This is a genomic window from Streptomyces avicenniae, assembly GCF_000719135.1.
GTDB lineage: Bacteria > Actinomycetota > Actinomycetes > Streptomycetales > Streptomycetaceae > Streptomyces > Streptomyces avicenniae.
Genome location: NZ_JOEK01000006.1, coordinates 208,701 through 223,431, shown reverse-complemented (window position 1 = coordinate 223,431; position 14,731 = coordinate 208,701). Strand labels below are relative to the sequence as shown.

Below are 14,731 nucleotides of genomic sequence, written 5' to 3'. Positions count from 1 at the left end.
CGGCCAGGCCGCGGCCTGGCCGTACGTCCGCGTCACTCGCCGGTGATCGCGACGGCGTCCTTCATCTGCGTGAGCAGCTGGATCCGCCCCTCGCCCGCCGGGACGAGCGCGGCCTGTATGGCGACCATGTCCAGCGTCAGCGACGTCCGCGCCTCGCCCTCCATCAGCGCGGCTGTCAGCTCGTTGACCTCGATCTCCTCGCCCTCGGCGACGGTCTGCCGCTGGTCGTGCAGCGACGTGAACATCACGAACGCGTCCCCGTCCACCGTCCGCATCGCCAGCGGCGCGTACTCGGCGTCCTCCGCGGGCTCGTCGCGGAACTCCGTGAGCGAGGCCGGGTCGTTGTTCACCGCGTCGCGGGCCGCGCGCGTCTCACTGGTGTAGGGGCCCTCCGCGAACGGCCCCTCGCCGCTCTGGAGATACACGCTGTACGCCGAGCTCAGCTCGGCGGGCGGCAGGACGAGGCCCTCGTCGTCCGCGCCGACCGGTATGTCCTCCAGGTGGCCGTCCTCGTCCTCGGCGAACCGCGGCAGGTCGGCGGCGGGCATCGAGGACAGGTAGGAGACGCGCCAGTCCTCGTCGATCCCCGAGCGCGTGAAGAACATCAGCCAGCGGTTGCGCCCCTGGTTGGTCGCCGTGTCCGCGACGAAGAACTTGGGCCAGCCCGCCTGCTGCGGGATGTGGAACCGCGTGTCGGAGACGGCCAGCGGGTCGAAGTCCTCGTCCCCCTCGGGCGAGACCTCGGCGCGGGCCGAGATGCCCGCGAAGTCGATGGCGCCCAGGCCGCCGCTCTCGATGGTGCGGTTCTGCTCGGCGTCGTAGACGCGCTTCGCCTCGTTGCTGATCTCGACGTACCGGTCCAGCGCGGCGCGCGCCTCCTCGTCGGTGGCCGCCGGGACCACGGCCTCCTCGCCGTGCACCGTCACGCAGCCCGACAGCCCGGCCGCCAGCGTGAGGGACGTCAGCAGTCCCGCCGTGGTCTTCGCCAGCCGCGCTCGCAGCCGCATGGTGGGCCCCTCCCCGTCGATCCTTACCGGCGCACGCATCGTATCCACTCCGGCGGAACGCGGCTGCACCGACGGGGCGTCATGACATGATGCGGCCATGGCAGGGGTGGGGACCGGCGGGGACGCGACCATGACCTTCCGCGCCGCGCTCACGCGGCTGCGCGAGGCACAGAAGACCAGCAAGGGCGTCTCCCTCTACTCCCGGTACGTGAACCGCCCGGTGGGCCGCGTGTTCGCCGCCGCCGCGTACCGCGCCGGGCGCACGCCGAACCAGGTGACGGCGCTCAGCGCCCTCGTCAGCTTCGCCGGGATCGCGGCGCTCGCGCTCGTCCCGCCGTCCTGGCCCCTGGCGTTGTGCGTGTGGGCCGCGCTCGTCCTCGGCTTCGCGCTCGACGCGGCCGACGGCCAACTCGCGCGGCTGCGCGGCACGTCCAGCCCGGCGGGCGAGTGGCTGGACCACGCCGTGGACTGCGCGAAGATCACCGCGCTGCACACGGCCGTCCTCGTCACCTTCCACCAGCACTTCGCGCTGCCGGGCGAGCGCTGGCTCCTCGTGCCGCCCGTCTTCCAACTCGCCGCCGTCATGATCTTCTTCGGCGGGCTCCTCACCGACAAGCTGCGCCCCCGGCCCGCCGCGCCGCCCGGCGCCCCGGCGCCCGCGCCCTCGCGGCTGCGCGCCGTGGCGCTGTTGCCGGTGGACTACGGCACGATGTGCGCGCTGTTCCTCCTGCTCGGCGACGAGCGGCTGTTCCGCCTCGGGTACGCGCTGCTGGCCTGCGTCTACGTGCTGTTCTGCGCCGCGTTCTCGGTGAAGTGGTTCCGGGAGCTGTCCGCCGCGGGCACGGCGGCGGGGGCCGCCAGCGCGTCGAGCGCGGCCCGCAGCTGAGTGCTTGAGGTGTGCACCGTGTAGGGGAAGTAGACGACTTCGACGCCGACCGTCGCGAAGTCCCGCTCAAGCCGCTGCCCCTTGGGGGTCCCGCGCCAGTCGTCGCCCTTGAACAGCACGTCGAACCTGACCTGTTGCCACGTCTCCAGCTTGTCGGGCACGGTCTCCACGAACGCCGCGTCCACGTACCGGACGGCGCGGATGATCTCCAGCCGCTCCACCAGCGGTATCACCGGCAGCCTGCCCTTGGCGAGCGCCGCCATCTCGTCCGACACCACCCCGGCCACCAGGTAGTCGCAGCGGCTGCGGGCATGGCGGAGAATGTTCAGGTGCCCCACATGGAAGAGGTCGTACACCCCCGGCGCATAGCCGACGGTGTGCCCTGCGCGGTGTGAAGGCGCCTCACGAGACTGCGGCATACGCCCGAACCCCCCACTGGCCCGTCGCGATCGCTGGCACCTCACCATAGCCGCCGGTGGTCCCTCCGCGCGGTCGAATGCTGACATGGCGTACAACTCTGCGGATAGGCTTGATACTTGATGTGGTCGGGGGACCCAGCAGGGGGAGGCATCTCACAGTGCGCGACAACTCGGTGCACGACGACACCTTGCGCGACAACTCCGTGCCGAAGCCGGACGCGGGGCCCGGCGGCCACCGCCCGGCGCGTGGCGAGCGCCTGCTGCTCGTCTCCACCAACTACGCGCCAGAGCAGGCCGGGATCGGCCCGTACGCCACCCAGCTCGCCGAACACCTCGCCGCAGAACGGCACTCCGAGGTCCACGTCCTCGCCGGGCTGCCCCACTACCCCGCCTGGCGCCTCGACCCGGCGTACGCCCGGCGCTGGCGCACCGTCGAGGAACGCGCGGGCGTGCTGATACACCGCAGGCGCCACACCGTGCCCGCACGCCAGACCGCCGCCCGCCGCGCCCTGTACGAGGCGACGATCCTCGCCCACGGCCTGGCCGCCCCGCCCCGCATGGCCCGCCCCGACGCCGTCCTCGCCCAGATCCCGAGCCTGGCGGGCGGCATCCTCGCCGCCCGCACCGCCCGCCGTCACGGCGTCCCGTTCGTGCCCGTCGTCCAGGACCTGATGGGCGCGGCGGCGGCCCAGAGCGGCATCAGCGGCGGCGGCAGGGCCGCGGCGGTCGCCGCCGCCGCCGAGCGCCGCGTCCTGCGCGCCGCCACGCTCGTCGGCATCATCCACGAGACGTTCCGCGCCCGCGTGGAGGCGCTCGGCGTCCCCGAGGGGCGCGTACGCCTCGTCCCCAACTGGTCGCACGTGCCCGCGCCTTCGCCCGACCCGGCGGAGCGTGCGCGCACCCGTGCCCGCCTCGGCTGGGAGCCGGGCCGCCCCGTTCTCCTGCACTCGGGCAACATGGGCCTCAAGCAGGGGCTCGACGTCCTCGTGGCCACGGCCCGCCACGCGCCCGACCTGCGCGTCGTCCTCATGGGCGAGGGCAGCCAGCGCTCCCACCTCGCCGCACTCGCCGCCGACGTGCCGAACGTCCACCTCCTGCCGCCCGCCGCAGAGTCGGACTTCCCCGCCGTCCTGGCCGCCGCCGACGCCCTCGTCGTCACGCAGCGGGCCGCCGTCCTCGACATGAGCGTCCCGTCCAAGCTGACCTCGTACTTCGCCGCGAGCCGCCCCGTCATCGCCTCCGTCGCCCCCGGCGGCGGCACGGCCGACGAGGTCCGCCGCTCGGGCGCCGGGCTCGTCGTCACCCCCGAGGACCCGGCCGCGCTCGCCGCCGCCGCCCGCGACCTGGCGGCCGACCCCGACCGCGCCGACGCGCTCGGCGCGCGCGGCGCCGCGTACGCCCGCACCCACCTGACCCGCGCCGCAGGACTGCGCCGGATCACCGACGTCCTGGACGAGGCACTGGCGCTCACCGCCCCGGTGCGCGAAGCTCCGGGTCCCGCCACACGAAGGGGAGCACCCGCATGAGCGCAGCGCGCGAGGACGTACGCGGGCACACCACCCCGTACGACGAACCCGACCTGCTGCGCGAGCAGTTCAGGCAACTCCTGCGCTACCGCCTCCTCATCGTCTGCGGCATCCTCCTCGGCCTCGCGGGCGGCGGCTGGCTCGGCCTCAGCGCCAACGAGACGTACATCGCCACCGCCGAGGTCACCGTGCGGATGCCGACCACCGACCCGTTCGCCGCCACCACGTCCGTGGACCGCATCGCCATGGGCTCCGAGCGCCGCACCGCCGTCAGCGACATCGTCGCCGACCGCGCCGCCGAGACGCTGGGGCGGCCCGACAGCGCGCAGCAGCTCAAGTCCGGCCTCCAGGTGACCAATCCGCCCAACACCGAGGTCCTGCGCTTCGCCTACTCGGCCGACGCCCCCGGCACGGCCGCCGAGCGCGCCAACGCCTTCGTCCGCGCCTACCTCGACAACCGGCAGGCCGACGCCGACCGGACCGTCGCGCACAGCATCGAGTCCCTGGAAGGCCGCCGCGCCCCGCTGCTGACCCGCCGCGACGAGTTGCAGGCCGAGCTCGACGACCTCTTCGAGGGCTCATCGACGTACGACACCGCCGTCGCCGACCTGTCCACCGTCACCGGGCAGATCTCCGAGATCAACGCCTCCATCGCCGGGCTCCAGGCCCTCGACACCACCGGCGGCCGGATCATCACCGAGGCCAGCCCGCCCACCAGCCCGTCGGGCCCCGGCCTGCCGCTGCTCCTCGGCCTCGGCTACGTCGTCGGCATCGGCCTCGGCCTGCTCGCCGCCTGGGTGCGCCTCGTGTTCGACCCGACCGTCCGCTCGCCCGGCGACGTCACCCGGGCCCTGCGCGCGCCCGTCCTCGGGGTCCTGCCGCGCACCGGGCGCGGCCACCCCGACCAGCTGCTCGCCGAGGGCAAGCTCGCCGAGGAGTACCGCTCGGTGGCGTTCCGCCTGGCCTACGACGAGACGTTCGCGCAGCGCCGCAGGCTGCTCGTCGTCGCCCCGCGCGGCAGCATCGAGACGCCGCTCGCCGCCTCCGTCAACCTCACCGCCGCGTTCGCCGAGATGGGCATGGACGCGCTGCTGGTCGAGGCCGACCTGCGCACGCCGAGCCTCGGCGCGCAGCTGCGCGAGGCGGACGGCGTGCGGCCCGGATGGGCGGCGGGCGACCGCGAGGCGGCGTACGCCGGATGGCCGGGGGAGCAAGTGCCCATCGACGCGGGGGAGTCGGGCATCTTCGACCTCGTGCCGGGACGCCGCGTCCGCAACGTGCCGCGCGCGCTCACCTCCGCCGCGGCGACCCGGCTGATCGGCCACGCCGACGCCAAGGGCAACGTCGTCGTCGTCCTCGCGCCCGCCGTCCTGTCGTACGCCGACGCCATCGCGCTGACCGACCGCGTGGACGGCGTCCTCGTCGTCTGCGACCCGAGCGAGGTCCGCCGCGACGATCTCGCACGGGTGCGCGAACTCGTCGTCGGCGCGGGCGGTATCCTCCTCGGCGCGGTACTGCACTCCTGGGGCAGCGGCGGCATCGACTTCGGTCCCGACGACCGTGAGGAAGGGAACGGCCCGCCCGGCGGCCACGGCCGCGACGGCGCCGCCACCACCGACCCGCAGCCGCCCGCCCAGCGAGTACGCCCGCGCACCGCGCAGCGCCCGCCCGTGCCCGACTACCGCGACATCGGCTCCGAGACCCTCGGCCTGCGCGTCCTCGACCCCGCAGAACTGGAAGACGGCAACCCCAGGCAGTGACCAGACACCCCGAGCCCGACCCCGCCCCCTCTCCCCCCGACGACCCGCCATCCGACGACCCGCCCCACGCCGCCGCGCACGGACACGCCGCGCGCGGCGCCGCCGCGTCCATAGCCGACCAGGGTGTCGCGGCGCTCACCAACATCGCCGTGGTCGTCTGCGCCGCCCGGCAGTCCACGGCGGACGACTTCGCGTCCTTCGCCGTCGTCTACACCGTCTTCACGCTGCTCCTCGGCGCGGCCGGTGCCTACGTCGGCCAGGCCCTCGTCCTGCGGCGGGGCACGGACCGCCAACTCCACCGCCACGCGCGGGCGTCCGCCCTCTTCACCCTCGGCGCGTCCGCCGCGGTCGGCGCCGTCCTCGCGCTTCTCGCCCTCGCCGTGAGCCGCGACGGCATCCCCGCCGGACTCACCGCGCTCGGCCTCGTCCTGCCGATCGTGCTCACGCAAGACACCCTGCGCTACGCCTTCTCGCTCCTCGGCAAGCCCCATCTCGCCCTGATCGGCGACCTGTTGCGGCTCGCCGTCGCCGTGCCCCTGCTCGCGTCCCAGCCCTACGGCACGGGCGCGGACCGCATGATCCTCGTCTGGGGACTGTCCGCCCTGCCCGCGCTGCTGCTCACCGCGGCGCTGCTCGCGTACCTCACCCGGGGCGCCCCCGGCGCCCGCCCGCTGAAGCTGCTGGACCGCCGCCACCTCGGGCGCCGCTTCGTCCTGGAGTTCGGCGTCGGCAACGCCGCCTCCCAGGTCGCGATCATCCTCCTCGGCGTCCTCGCCAGCCCCCTGGCGGTCGGCGCGCTGCGCGGAGCGAGCACCCTCTTCGGGCCCATGAACGTCCTGTTCAACTCCGCGACCGGCTTCGGCCCGCCCCTGCTGCACCGCGCCCCCGGCGCGCACCGGCAGGCCCGCGCCGCCGTCCTCGCCGGGGCGGCGCTCGCCGCGACCGCCGCCGTCTGGGCGGCCGTCCTCCTCGTGCTGCCCGACGCGGCGGGCCGCGCGCTCCTCGGCGACACCTGGACGGTGGCGCGCGACCTGCTGACCGCGACCGGCAGCCAGTACGCGTTCATGGCCTTCGGGACGTGCGGGCTGCTGCTCCTGCGCGTCCTCAGCCCGCGCGCGACGCTTCCGGTGCAGGTCGTCTTCTCCGCGCTGTCCGTGGTGTGCCTGCTCGTCGGGTACGCGCTCGGCGGCATCACGGGCGCGGCCTGGGGCCTGTGCCTCGGCTCGGCGGCCAAGGCGGGCGCGGTGTGGCTGCGCGGCAGCGTCGAACTGCGCGTCGCGCACCGCGTCTGACGGCTCAGCGCAGCTGCGCCCGCTCGTCCCCGCGCAGCGTCGTCACCAGCAGGATGCACAGGACGGCGATGCCGATGCGGCCCGACGCCTGGAGGAGCGAGCCGCGCAGCAGGATGAAGCTGTACCCGGCGAGCACGGGGACGATCACGGCCAGCACGTTGCCCGGCGACGGGTCGTCCAGCGTGCGCTGCACGTAGCGGCGGTCGATGCGGGCGGCCAGGTAGCCGATGCCGAGGAAGGCGGCCGTCATGCCGAGGGGGCCGAAGTCCAGCCACAGTTCGGCCCACAGGGGCGAGGAGAGGTTGGCGCTGTTCGTGCCCATCCAGCCGCCGACGAGGAAGCCGGTGTCCTCCGGCTTCGCCTCCCAGACGCCGCGCGGCACGAAGAACAGCGCGGCGCCGGTGACCTGGCGGCCGTACGCGTGGCCGTTCCCGTCCGCCGCGAAGGTGATGGTGTTCGCGAACATGCCGACCTGGTCGTAGTCCTTGATGACCAGCGGCTCCAGCATCGTGTTCGACTCGACGGGCTGCCGCCCGTCCTCGTCGTAGCGGAACCGGTCGGTGAACGGGAAGACGAGCAGCGCAATCACCACCCCGAGCGCCAGCGCGGCCCGGTACATCACCGGGCTGCGCGGGAACACCGTGAACAGCAGGGCGAACAGCACGGTCAGGAACCAGTAACGCGGGTTGGACACCGGGTTGTTCACAATGGTGTTGAGCACCACCAGGCCCGCCCATGGCAGGACGACGGAGGGGCGGCGCCGCGCCAGGCGGGACGTCACCAGCCAGCGCGTCAGCAGGAGCAGCGCCAGCATCGCCGGGACCGTGCCGAAGCCGCGCAGCAGCGCGTTCCCCGCCTCGCCGCCCGCGTCGCCCGACGTGCTCGCCGTCGCCTCGTTCAGACCGGCGCTGATCTCCTGGCGGCTGGTGAAGAAGATTGCGGGGCCGCCGAGTTGAAGGATCAGCAGCATGCTCGCCGCGTACGCGAGGGCCACCAGGAGGTACAGACGCGTGCGGTGCACCGTCGCGGCGGGGCGCCTGGCGCGGCGGAACGACGGCCGGTGCCGCGCCAGCAGCGCGCCGACGTCGAACGCCACCATCCCGCACAGCACCAGCGCCGTCGCCAGCACCATGTCCCCGCGCGGGCCGAGCACGGGCGTCGGCTCGCGTCCCAGGACGCTCTGCGCGAGCGGCGCGATGCCCATCGCGAGGTAGCAGAACAGCCAGAACGCGCCCTGCACCAGCCGCCGTCGGCCCGACAGCACCATCGCGGACAGCCGGACGCCCGCGTAGCAGGCGACCGTCAACTGGAGCCAGAACGCGGTGTCCCGCACGCCCTCGCCCGGCTGCGCCGCCACGGCCAGCGGCAGCGCGCCGACCAGTCCGCAGATCAGGGGTAGCGACAGCGCGCGCGACAGCACCGCACGCGGCGGAGGCGCCGCGCCGCCTCCCCGCCCCGTCGCCAGCTCGACCGCCACCACGCCACCCCTTCGCCCCGGGCCCCCGCTCCGCAGCCTAGATGACCGGCCCTCACATTCTCACGCCCCGCCACCGACCGACCACCCCGACCTCGCCGCTCCGGTTTTTCCTCCACTCTGAAAACCGACGGCGGCGAGCGAGTCACCGCCACACTCACTTCGACTGCGGAACATCCCTTCTGGTTGCCGGAAGTCGGGGCCCGGACAGACGCCACCGACCTGACCGTCGGCGCGTAGCTCCACACCGGCACCGGAGCCTCAGCCGAGATCACCGCCGTCTCAAGAAGCACCACGAGGGCGACAGTCCACAACCTGACCATCGAGGGCATCCACACGTACTATGTGCTGGCAGCCGAGACGCCAGTCCTCGTTCACAACTGTGGTGTCACCGGCCTCTCCAGTCTTCGCGGGAGGAGCCTGGCCGATGCCGAGCAGGACATGTTCGGACAGGGCTTTTCGTTCACTTCGGAGACCGGGGGCGGATATCGCCGCTATGGCCACTCTGACGGAAGTCAGATCTGGATCAGGCCGAATGGCGAGGTGCAGAGGCTCGGCCCCTCGATTGATCCTGGTCCGAATCAAAAGAACTACCGGTGAAGGTACGGCCCGGATGGGCAGGTTACTCAGAAACATTCCACGGGAGAGATGGTGATTCGGTGAGCTCGCTTCAGTCGTTTATTGAGGCCGCCCCGGGGTGCCAGGGGTACTTCCTGGACCGTTTCTCGCTGGACCGCATCGACGAGATTGATGCGCTGGAGGTGGGACTTCGTTGGGGGCCCGAAAAGCCGGATATGGCACTCGCCTTTCGTGACGTTTACTTTTGCTCGATTGAACGGCCTCCTGGTTCTGGTGACGCGCCGCTGGATCAGGTGACGGCACAAATTCTGGAGCCGAGTGATCTTCTTTGGCCTGAAGGACTGCCCCTTGAAATGATCCGCTCATCATCACTCCCGGCGTTGGTCTGGTTCCGGGTGGAAGGACCAGTTCAGATCAGTGTGCTAGCTGCGATTGCAAGCGTGTCGCTCGAAATCATGTGAGCGAATGACACCTGTAGTCCTGCCGGGCATGCCCGGCAGGACTACAGCGTGGGGTGACGACATGAAGTGATGACTCTGCGTGAGCGGTGGGGCGTCGCATGCTGGAGGCCGAGTACAGGTGCCTTGCCGACACGGGCTTGGTGCTCGGGGTGTGAACCTCACTGTCCTGCGCCCTCTGCATCGCTCATGTGGCGATGGGAGGAAGATGCAGTTCACTCCATCGCAAGAAAACGAGTCGCCCGGAAGAGAACTGGGTCGATGAGCATCAGGAGCGTCTGGAACAGGTGAGGCAGACCTGGCCAAGCGAAGTCATCGAGACGGCGCCGATGGCCTACGAATGGAGCCCAAGCCGTAGGCCCAGAGGCGTGTGAGCTGTCGATCTGGCCGACATCGCGTGTTCCATGTGAGTGCCTTTTGCGCTGCGATCGGCAGGAGTATGGTTGCGCATCGGATGAATCGGCAAGGTGAACGCACGTGGCGTCGTGGTCATTCCAGCAAAGGTTGAGTTCTCTGGCGGAGAGAGTCGGAGGAGGCGATGGTGATCTTCAGAGTGGACATGTTCGCTGGAGTATCTACTCGCGGGCGATTCCTGTCGCAGAGGAATGGCCTGAGCTGCTGGAGTTGGTCAAGCGGGAGCCGGACGGGCCACTTGCCTCGTCCGTGGTTGTGAAGATCATGGAATGTGTGTCCAGTTCTCTGCGGATGAAATATGTGGCGGCGCTTCCGCCTGGGAAGGGGCGCGAATTCGCGGCATCCCGGGCGCGCGAGATCTCGGTATTCGAAAGGTTCGCCGGGGAGAATGTAGAAATGGGAAGGGTGGATTCCAGTCCGCAGGGCTGGTCTGCGTGGCTCCAGCTACAGTTGGCTAACTCGGCTCGAAATGAGGAGGTTCTCCATATGCTTGTTGCGGATGGGAGAACGAGGCGTATCAGGGCTGCTGCGAAAGATCGTCTGCGGTTCCTGCGGAAATCTGGGGGGCATGCGGGTCGGGATGTCTGATCTGTTGTGTTCATCCGTGTCTGCTGCGGGCTCACGACTGTGCTGTGCTGATGGCTGAAGTCCCTTTCGGTGAGGAGCAGTAGTTGATTACCGTCTCTTTCACGCTCCCGGAGCCTGGTTCCCCCTGGCGTAGGACTTGGAACGATGTGAGGTGCGAGAGGGCTGTGGACCTCGGTGAAATGGACCTACGCTACAAGTACTTCGCCGCCAACGTGGAGCTGAGCGTGAACGGTGTTGAGTTCATCTCCAAGCGAAGGTTCGTCACTCTGGTTGACTTGGCCCTGTCCATCTCCGGTGTGGTGAGGCGTGTCTCGAGCGGGGGCGAGGCGGCGTTCGGTTTCACGGAAAGCGACGAGGTCGTGCGTGTGACGCGAGACGGTGACCTGGTTCGGCTGAGCTCGTCGAACAGGCCGGAGGTGGTGTCACTTCCCCAGGACGAGCTGATCGTCGAGTTTCGCAGGTTTCTTCATTCTGTTCACTCTCGGATGGTGGCAGAGGTTCCGGAACTGGTCCGAAATCCGACAGTTCAAAAGATTCTCCCTCCTGTCTGATTCACAACTCAGTGAGCGGGTCCCACCGCACTCGCAGCGACTGTGCCGCCCTTTTTTTGGTCTGCACATCAATTGTGAGGAACGCGATGATCCGATTGGTCCGGGCGCGAGAAGTGGTGGGCCCGTGATTCATGTTCACATCTTTCTCCGGGAGGAATCAGGATGGCATCTGCCGTGAATCCAGATGGCGACAACAGTCGCCCCGATGCGTCAATCACCGTGAATGTCACGCGATATGATCCCGAGCTCGGTCTGCGGACATGGTGGGATGGCGAAGCCGTTCTACGGGCGGAGGTATGGGAAGATCCGGAAAGAACTGTTGTGATCTCAGGGAATCCGGCCGGATTGCGGTCCCTTGCTCGGCACCTTTTGACCTTGGTGCAAGAGGGGGTGCCGAGCGGTCGCCATCTTGATTTTGACACCTATGGTGGAGTGCTGTCCGATGATTCTGTGGCGATCCGGGTGGAGGTGGAAAAGGGGTGACGCAGCTGACGTTGTTCACGGTTGATCCGCGAGACGCTCAAGTTCCATGCGGATCGCCTCGACGGAGACCGGGCTTCAATCGTGCGCATCGGTGTCGATCGCGCGAGCGCTGCGCGGATAATCGAGAAAATTCGTGGGGAGAGTGCGGAATTCCAGCTGTCTGAGATTCACGTACTGTTCGCGGCGTTGATTTCCACCTCGGTCTGGATTCCCTCTGAGGAGGCATTTCATGAAAGGATCGGATTCTTTCGGGAGCATGCATTCGCGCTGGCCGGCGGGTTGGTGAAGGCTGTTGATGGGGCTCCTTGACGGGACGGGTCTCACCGAGAGATCGGTCGCGCGAGGAAACCGGGGTGCTGGGGGGTGGGGTGGGTCGGTAGCCTCGCGGCATGGGTCAGGGGGCGCGGTTGCTGAATGTCGTGGATGTCGAGGCCACTTGCTGGGACACGAGTCCGCCAGCAGGGCAGGTGAGCGAGATTATCGAGATCGGGCTGACCGTGGTGGACGTCGTCGCGCGTGAGCGTGTCAGCCGTCAACGCCTTCTCGTGCGGCCGGAACGCTCGGCCGTGAGCGCGTTCTGCACGGAGTTGACCGGCCTGACGCAGGCCGAGGTGGACTCCGGCGTCAGCTTCGCCGAGGCGTGCGGGACGTTGGCCGCCGAGCACCAGGCGGGTAAGCGCGGTTGGGCGAGTTGGGGGGAGTACGACCGCAAGCAGTTCACGCGCCAGTGCCAGGCCGGTTCGACGGTCTATCCGTTCGGGAGTCGGCACATCAACGCGAAGGCGGTGTTCGCCGCCGCCTTCGACCTGCCCAAGCAGGTCGGCATGGCGCGTGCCCTGAAGATCGCGGAACTCCCGTTGGAAGGCCGCCACCACCGGGGCGACGACGACGCGTGGAACATCGCCGCCCTCGTTCTTCAGCTGGCCGATCAAGGGGCTTGGCCGGGGGTGCCCCCCAAGCCGTCCCATCAAAGCCGACGCTGAACCACCGGTCCGGGGGTCAGTCCCACCAGAACTGCCAGGAGTCGCCGTCCACGAGCCGTTCCGCGTAGGTGGCGAGGTCGCCGGGCCCCTGCCATATGTTGTCCGGGCAGAACGCGAAGTGCTCCGCGGCGACGGCCAGTGCCTCGTCACGGGTGGTCGGTGGTGCGGCGACGCTCAGGTACAGGGTGGCGAAGCCGACGGCCACCACACGTACGCCGAAGCGTTCCTCCCAACTCCGCAGCACCGCCGCGTACTTGCCGGTGTCACCGGCGTAGTTGACCGGGCCGTCCCAGCCGACGGCGGCGAGTGCGTCGGCCCCGCGCGGGGCGGCGACGAGGCCCAGCCGCGCCTCCGGCTGGAACGAGGCGAACGCGAGCGCGTACTCGGCGGCCAGTACGTCCGGTGCCTCGGTGCCGGGAGAGGTCTGCGCGAGGCCCGGCCAGTCGCGTCCGAAGGGCGCGGTGGCGGGGGCGCTGTCCTCCTCCGTGGAGATGTGGTTCCCCCACCACTCGGTCAGCAGCGCGGCGGCGTCGTGGTCCCCGGGCGAGGAGACGTTCTCGGGGAACAGCTCGCCCGTCGCCCACGGACGGAAGTCGTCGTCCCGGTCGAGGGGGAGGAGCAGGAGCGGCCACAGGCCGGTGTCCGCGTGCGCCGCCCGTATGCGGCCCCACAGGTTCATGGCGGGCGGTTCGTCGCTGAGCCACAAGGGCTGGACGTCCCCCTCGCCCTCGTCCGACGTGATCATCCGGCCGGGCGGGAGGTCGATGGCGGCGGACCGCAGTGCGTCGAGATTCACGGCCGGATGCTAACCCCGAGGTCTGACAACGGCCGCGTTCCGGCCCGGTCAGGCCCAGTCGAACTCCCAGTTGTTGACGTCGATCAGCTGCTCGGCGTAGGCGGTCAGGTGGTCAGTGTGCTGCCATGGCGCGGCGGGTGAGAAGGCGAGGTGTTCGGCCGCGACGGCGAGGGCTTCGTCCCGGGTGGTCGGTGGTGCGGCGACGCTGAGGAAGAGCGTGCCGGAACCCACGGCGACCACGCGGGCGTGGAAGCGGTCCTCCCAACTACGGAGCACAGCCGCGTGCTTGGCGGTGTCGCCGTCGTGGTCGCGCGGGCCCTGCCAGCCGACGGCGGCGAGTGCGTCGGCGCTGCGCGGCGCCTCCACCAGGCCCAGCCGCGCCTGCGGATACTCCTCGGCGAAGACCTCGGCGTACGCGGCGGCCATCACGTCCGCGTCCGAGCTGTCCCCCGGGGCGGGCGCGAGTCCGGGCCAGTCCGCGCCGTAGGGGGCGGTCAGCGCGAGCCGGATCTCCGGCGACAGGTCCTCCTCGTCGTCCTCCCAGTGCCGCCGCCACCAGGCCGCGAGCACGAGTTCGGCGTCGTGGTCCTCTGGCGAGGACATGTCCTCCGGGCGCAGCTCGCCCGTCGCCCACGGGCGGAAGCCGTCGTCCCCGTCGAGGGGCAGGAGCAGCAGCGGCCACAGCCCCGAGTCGGCGTGCGCGCCGCATATGCGTCCCCACAGGTCGGGGGAGGGCGGCTCGTCGCCGAGCCACAGGGGCTGACGGCTGCCGTGGCCCTCGTCCGAGGTGATCATCCGGCCGGGCGGGAGCGCGATGCGGGCGGACCGCAGAGAGGCGAGGTGCACGATCGGAGGGTAGCGGTGAGGTCTGACAACGGCCCCAGCCGTCACGGCCTGGGGCGCTCGCGCAGGGCGAAGTCGATCGTGTCGAGCAGCCAGGCCCACGAGGCGTCCGTCTCGCGCGGCGACCTGCTGAAGCCGCCCGCCGTCTCCAAGGTCACGAAGCCCGCGAGCGCGCCGGTGAAGAAGCGGAGCGCGTCCGTCTCGTCCGGCTCCGGCAGCCCGTAGCCGCGCAGCACGGCCCGCGCCATCCGCGACTGGCGGTACGCCGCCTCCTCCGCCACCGCCTCGCCCCCCAGCTCGAACCGGGCGGCGGTGAACCGGCCCGGGTGCCTGTGCGCGTACGCCCGGTAGGCGCCGGCGAACGCGACCAGCGCGTCCTTGCCCGCGCGCCCGGCCAGGGCCTCGGCGGCGGCGTCCGCCATCTCCTCCAGGGCCAGCGCCGCGACCCGGGCCTTCAGCTGGCGCGCGTTGCGGATGTACGCGTACAGGCTCGGGTCCTTCACCCCGAGGCGGCGGGCGACGGCCGACACGGTGAGGTTGTCGAAGCCCTCCTCGTCCGCCAGCTCGGCGGCCGTCCTGGTCAGCCGCTCCGCCGTGATCCCGGTCCGCGCCATGCGCCCTCCACCGACTAGACGAATAAGTCGTTCGCCTAAATATATTAGCCCGCGTTAT

General features: G+C 70.6%; 16 protein-coding genes. 10 read left to right on the top strand and 6 right to left on the bottom strand.

Translation table 11 applies throughout. From position 1 onward, the window contains the following. Nucleotides 1–32: 32 nt before the first annotated feature. Entirely contained in the window at nucleotides 33–1,007 is a 975-nt protein-coding gene (locus IF27_RS12390; protein WP_052849541.1) for an SCO2278 family lipoprotein, read from the bottom strand. A gap of 97 nt (nucleotides 1,008–1,104) precedes the next feature. Here IF27_RS12390 and IF27_RS12385 point away from each other — a divergent pair, with 97 nt between their 5' ends. Then, entirely contained in the window at nucleotides 1,105–1,893 is a 789-nt protein-coding gene (locus IF27_RS12385; RefSeq protein ID WP_223291027.1) for a CDP-alcohol phosphatidyltransferase family protein, read from the top strand. On the opposite strand, the gene IF27_RS12380 is transcribed toward IF27_RS12385, so the two are convergent. Beyond that, entirely contained in the window at nucleotides 1,788–2,312 is a 525-nt protein-coding gene (locus tag IF27_RS12380; RefSeq protein WP_110945803.1) for an FAD synthase family protein, read from the bottom strand. The genes IF27_RS12385 and IF27_RS12380 overlap by 106 nt on opposite strands. A gap of 203 nt (nucleotides 2,313–2,515) precedes the next feature. Here IF27_RS12380 and IF27_RS12375 point away from each other — a divergent pair, with 203 nt between their 5' ends. The 3 genes from IF27_RS12375 to IF27_RS12365 all read left to right on the top strand — a co-directional run bounded on the left by IF27_RS12375 (nucleotide 2,516) and on the right by IF27_RS12365 (nucleotide 6,890). Continuing rightward, on the top strand, nucleotides 2,516–3,838 hold the full coding sequence (locus IF27_RS12375) for a glycosyltransferase (protein ID WP_052849594.1): 1,323 nt from the start codon (nucleotides 2,516–2,518) through the stop codon (nucleotides 3,836–3,838). Further along, entirely contained in the window at nucleotides 3,835–5,598 is a 1,764-nt protein-coding gene (locus IF27_RS12370) for a lipopolysaccharide biosynthesis protein (protein ID WP_052849539.1), read from the top strand. Before IF27_RS12375 ends, IF27_RS12370 begins: the two co-directional genes overlap by 4 nt. A gap of 110 nt (nucleotides 5,599–5,708) precedes the next feature. Next, complete coding sequence (locus IF27_RS12365; RefSeq protein WP_052849593.1) at nucleotides 5,709–6,890, top strand: MATE family efflux transporter; 1,182 nt, start codon at nucleotides 5,709–5,711, stop codon at nucleotides 6,888–6,890. A 4-nt stretch (nucleotides 6,891–6,894) separates the two neighbouring features. On the opposite strand, the gene IF27_RS12360 is transcribed toward IF27_RS12365, so the two are convergent. Next, nucleotides 6,895–8,367, bottom strand: a complete 1,473-nt coding sequence (locus IF27_RS12360; RefSeq protein ID WP_223291026.1) for an O-antigen polymerase — start codon at nucleotides 8,365–8,367, stop codon at nucleotides 6,895–6,897. Between the two features lie 267 nt (nucleotides 8,368–8,634). Here IF27_RS12360 and IF27_RS32050 point away from each other — a divergent pair, with 267 nt between their 5' ends. The 6 genes from IF27_RS32050 (at nucleotide 8,635) to IF27_RS12345 (ending at nucleotide 12,420) form a co-directional block, all read left to right on the top strand. Beyond that, nucleotides 8,635–8,964 (top strand): hypothetical protein, encoded by a 330-nt coding sequence (locus tag IF27_RS32050; RefSeq protein ID WP_110945800.1) that lies wholly within the window; start codon nucleotides 8,635–8,637, stop codon nucleotides 8,962–8,964. A gap of 59 nt (nucleotides 8,965–9,023) precedes the next feature. Beyond that, nucleotides 9,024–9,404 (top strand): hypothetical protein, encoded by a 381-nt coding sequence (locus tag IF27_RS31005; RefSeq protein WP_190232918.1) that lies wholly within the window; start codon nucleotides 9,024–9,026, stop codon nucleotides 9,402–9,404. 1,082 nt (nucleotides 9,405–10,486) lie between these two features. Then, nucleotides 10,487–10,954: a hypothetical protein gene (locus IF27_RS12355; protein WP_190232917.1), complete on the top strand. Its 468-nt coding sequence runs from the start codon at nucleotides 10,487–10,489 to the stop codon at nucleotides 10,952–10,954. A gap of 162 nt (nucleotides 10,955–11,116) precedes the next feature. Then, entirely contained in the window at nucleotides 11,117–11,437 is a 321-nt protein-coding gene (locus IF27_RS31000; RefSeq protein ID WP_190232916.1) for an Imm32 family immunity protein, read from the top strand. A gap of 21 nt (nucleotides 11,438–11,458) precedes the next feature. Next, nucleotides 11,459–11,746 (top strand): hypothetical protein, encoded by a 288-nt coding sequence (locus tag IF27_RS12350; RefSeq protein ID WP_052849537.1) that lies wholly within the window; start codon nucleotides 11,459–11,461, stop codon nucleotides 11,744–11,746. An 80-nt stretch (nucleotides 11,747–11,826) separates the two neighbouring features. After that, the gene (locus tag IF27_RS12345; protein WP_052849536.1) at nucleotides 11,827–12,420 is read left to right on the top strand and encodes a 3'-5' exonuclease; all 594 of its coding nucleotides are present in this window, start codon (nucleotides 11,827–11,829) and stop codon (nucleotides 12,418–12,420) included. Between the two features lie 16 nt (nucleotides 12,421–12,436). On the opposite strand, the gene IF27_RS12340 is transcribed toward IF27_RS12345, so the two are convergent. The 3 genes from IF27_RS12340 to IF27_RS12330 are packed head-to-tail and all read right to left on the bottom strand — an operon-like array spanning nucleotide 12,437 to nucleotide 14,673. Next, entirely contained in the window at nucleotides 12,437–13,216 is a 780-nt protein-coding gene (locus tag IF27_RS12340; protein WP_052849535.1) for a DUF4253 domain-containing protein, read from the bottom strand. A gap of 48 nt (nucleotides 13,217–13,264) precedes the next feature. Next, complete coding sequence (locus IF27_RS12335) at nucleotides 13,265–14,062, bottom strand: DUF4253 domain-containing protein (RefSeq protein ID WP_223291025.1); 798 nt, start codon at nucleotides 14,060–14,062, stop codon at nucleotides 13,265–13,267. 41 nt (nucleotides 14,063–14,103) lie between these two features. Continuing rightward, entirely contained in the window at nucleotides 14,104–14,673 is a 570-nt protein-coding gene (locus IF27_RS12330) for a TetR/AcrR family transcriptional regulator (RefSeq protein WP_052849534.1), read from the bottom strand. Between the last annotated feature and the right edge of the window lie 58 nt (nucleotides 14,674–14,731).

Excerpts from the sequence above, each read along its gene's own strand:
- IF27_RS12370 (WP_052849539.1), top strand. The coding sequence starts at position 3,835 with ATGAGCGCAGCGCGCGAGGACGTACGCGGGCACACCACCCCGTACGAC.
- IF27_RS31000 (WP_190232916.1), top strand. The coding sequence starts at position 11,117 with ATGGCATCTGCCGTGAATCCAGATGGCGACAACAGTCGCCCCGATGCG.
- IF27_RS12390 (WP_052849541.1), bottom strand. The coding sequence starts at position 1,007 with ATGCGGCTGCGAGCGCGGCTGGCGAAGACCACGGCGGGACTGCTGACG.
- IF27_RS12330 (WP_052849534.1), bottom strand. The coding sequence starts at position 14,673 with ATGGCGCGGACCGGGATCACGGCGGAGCGGCTGACCAGGACGGCCGCC.
- IF27_RS12380 (WP_110945803.1), bottom strand. The coding sequence starts at position 2,312 with ATGCCGCAGTCTCGTGAGGCGCCTTCACACCGCGCAGGGCACACCGTC.
- IF27_RS12345 (WP_052849536.1), top strand. The coding sequence starts at position 11,827 with ATGGGTCAGGGGGCGCGGTTGCTGAATGTCGTGGATGTCGAGGCCACT.
- IF27_RS12385 (WP_223291027.1), top strand. The coding sequence starts at position 1,105 with ATGGCAGGGGTGGGGACCGGCGGGGACGCGACCATGACCTTCCGCGCC.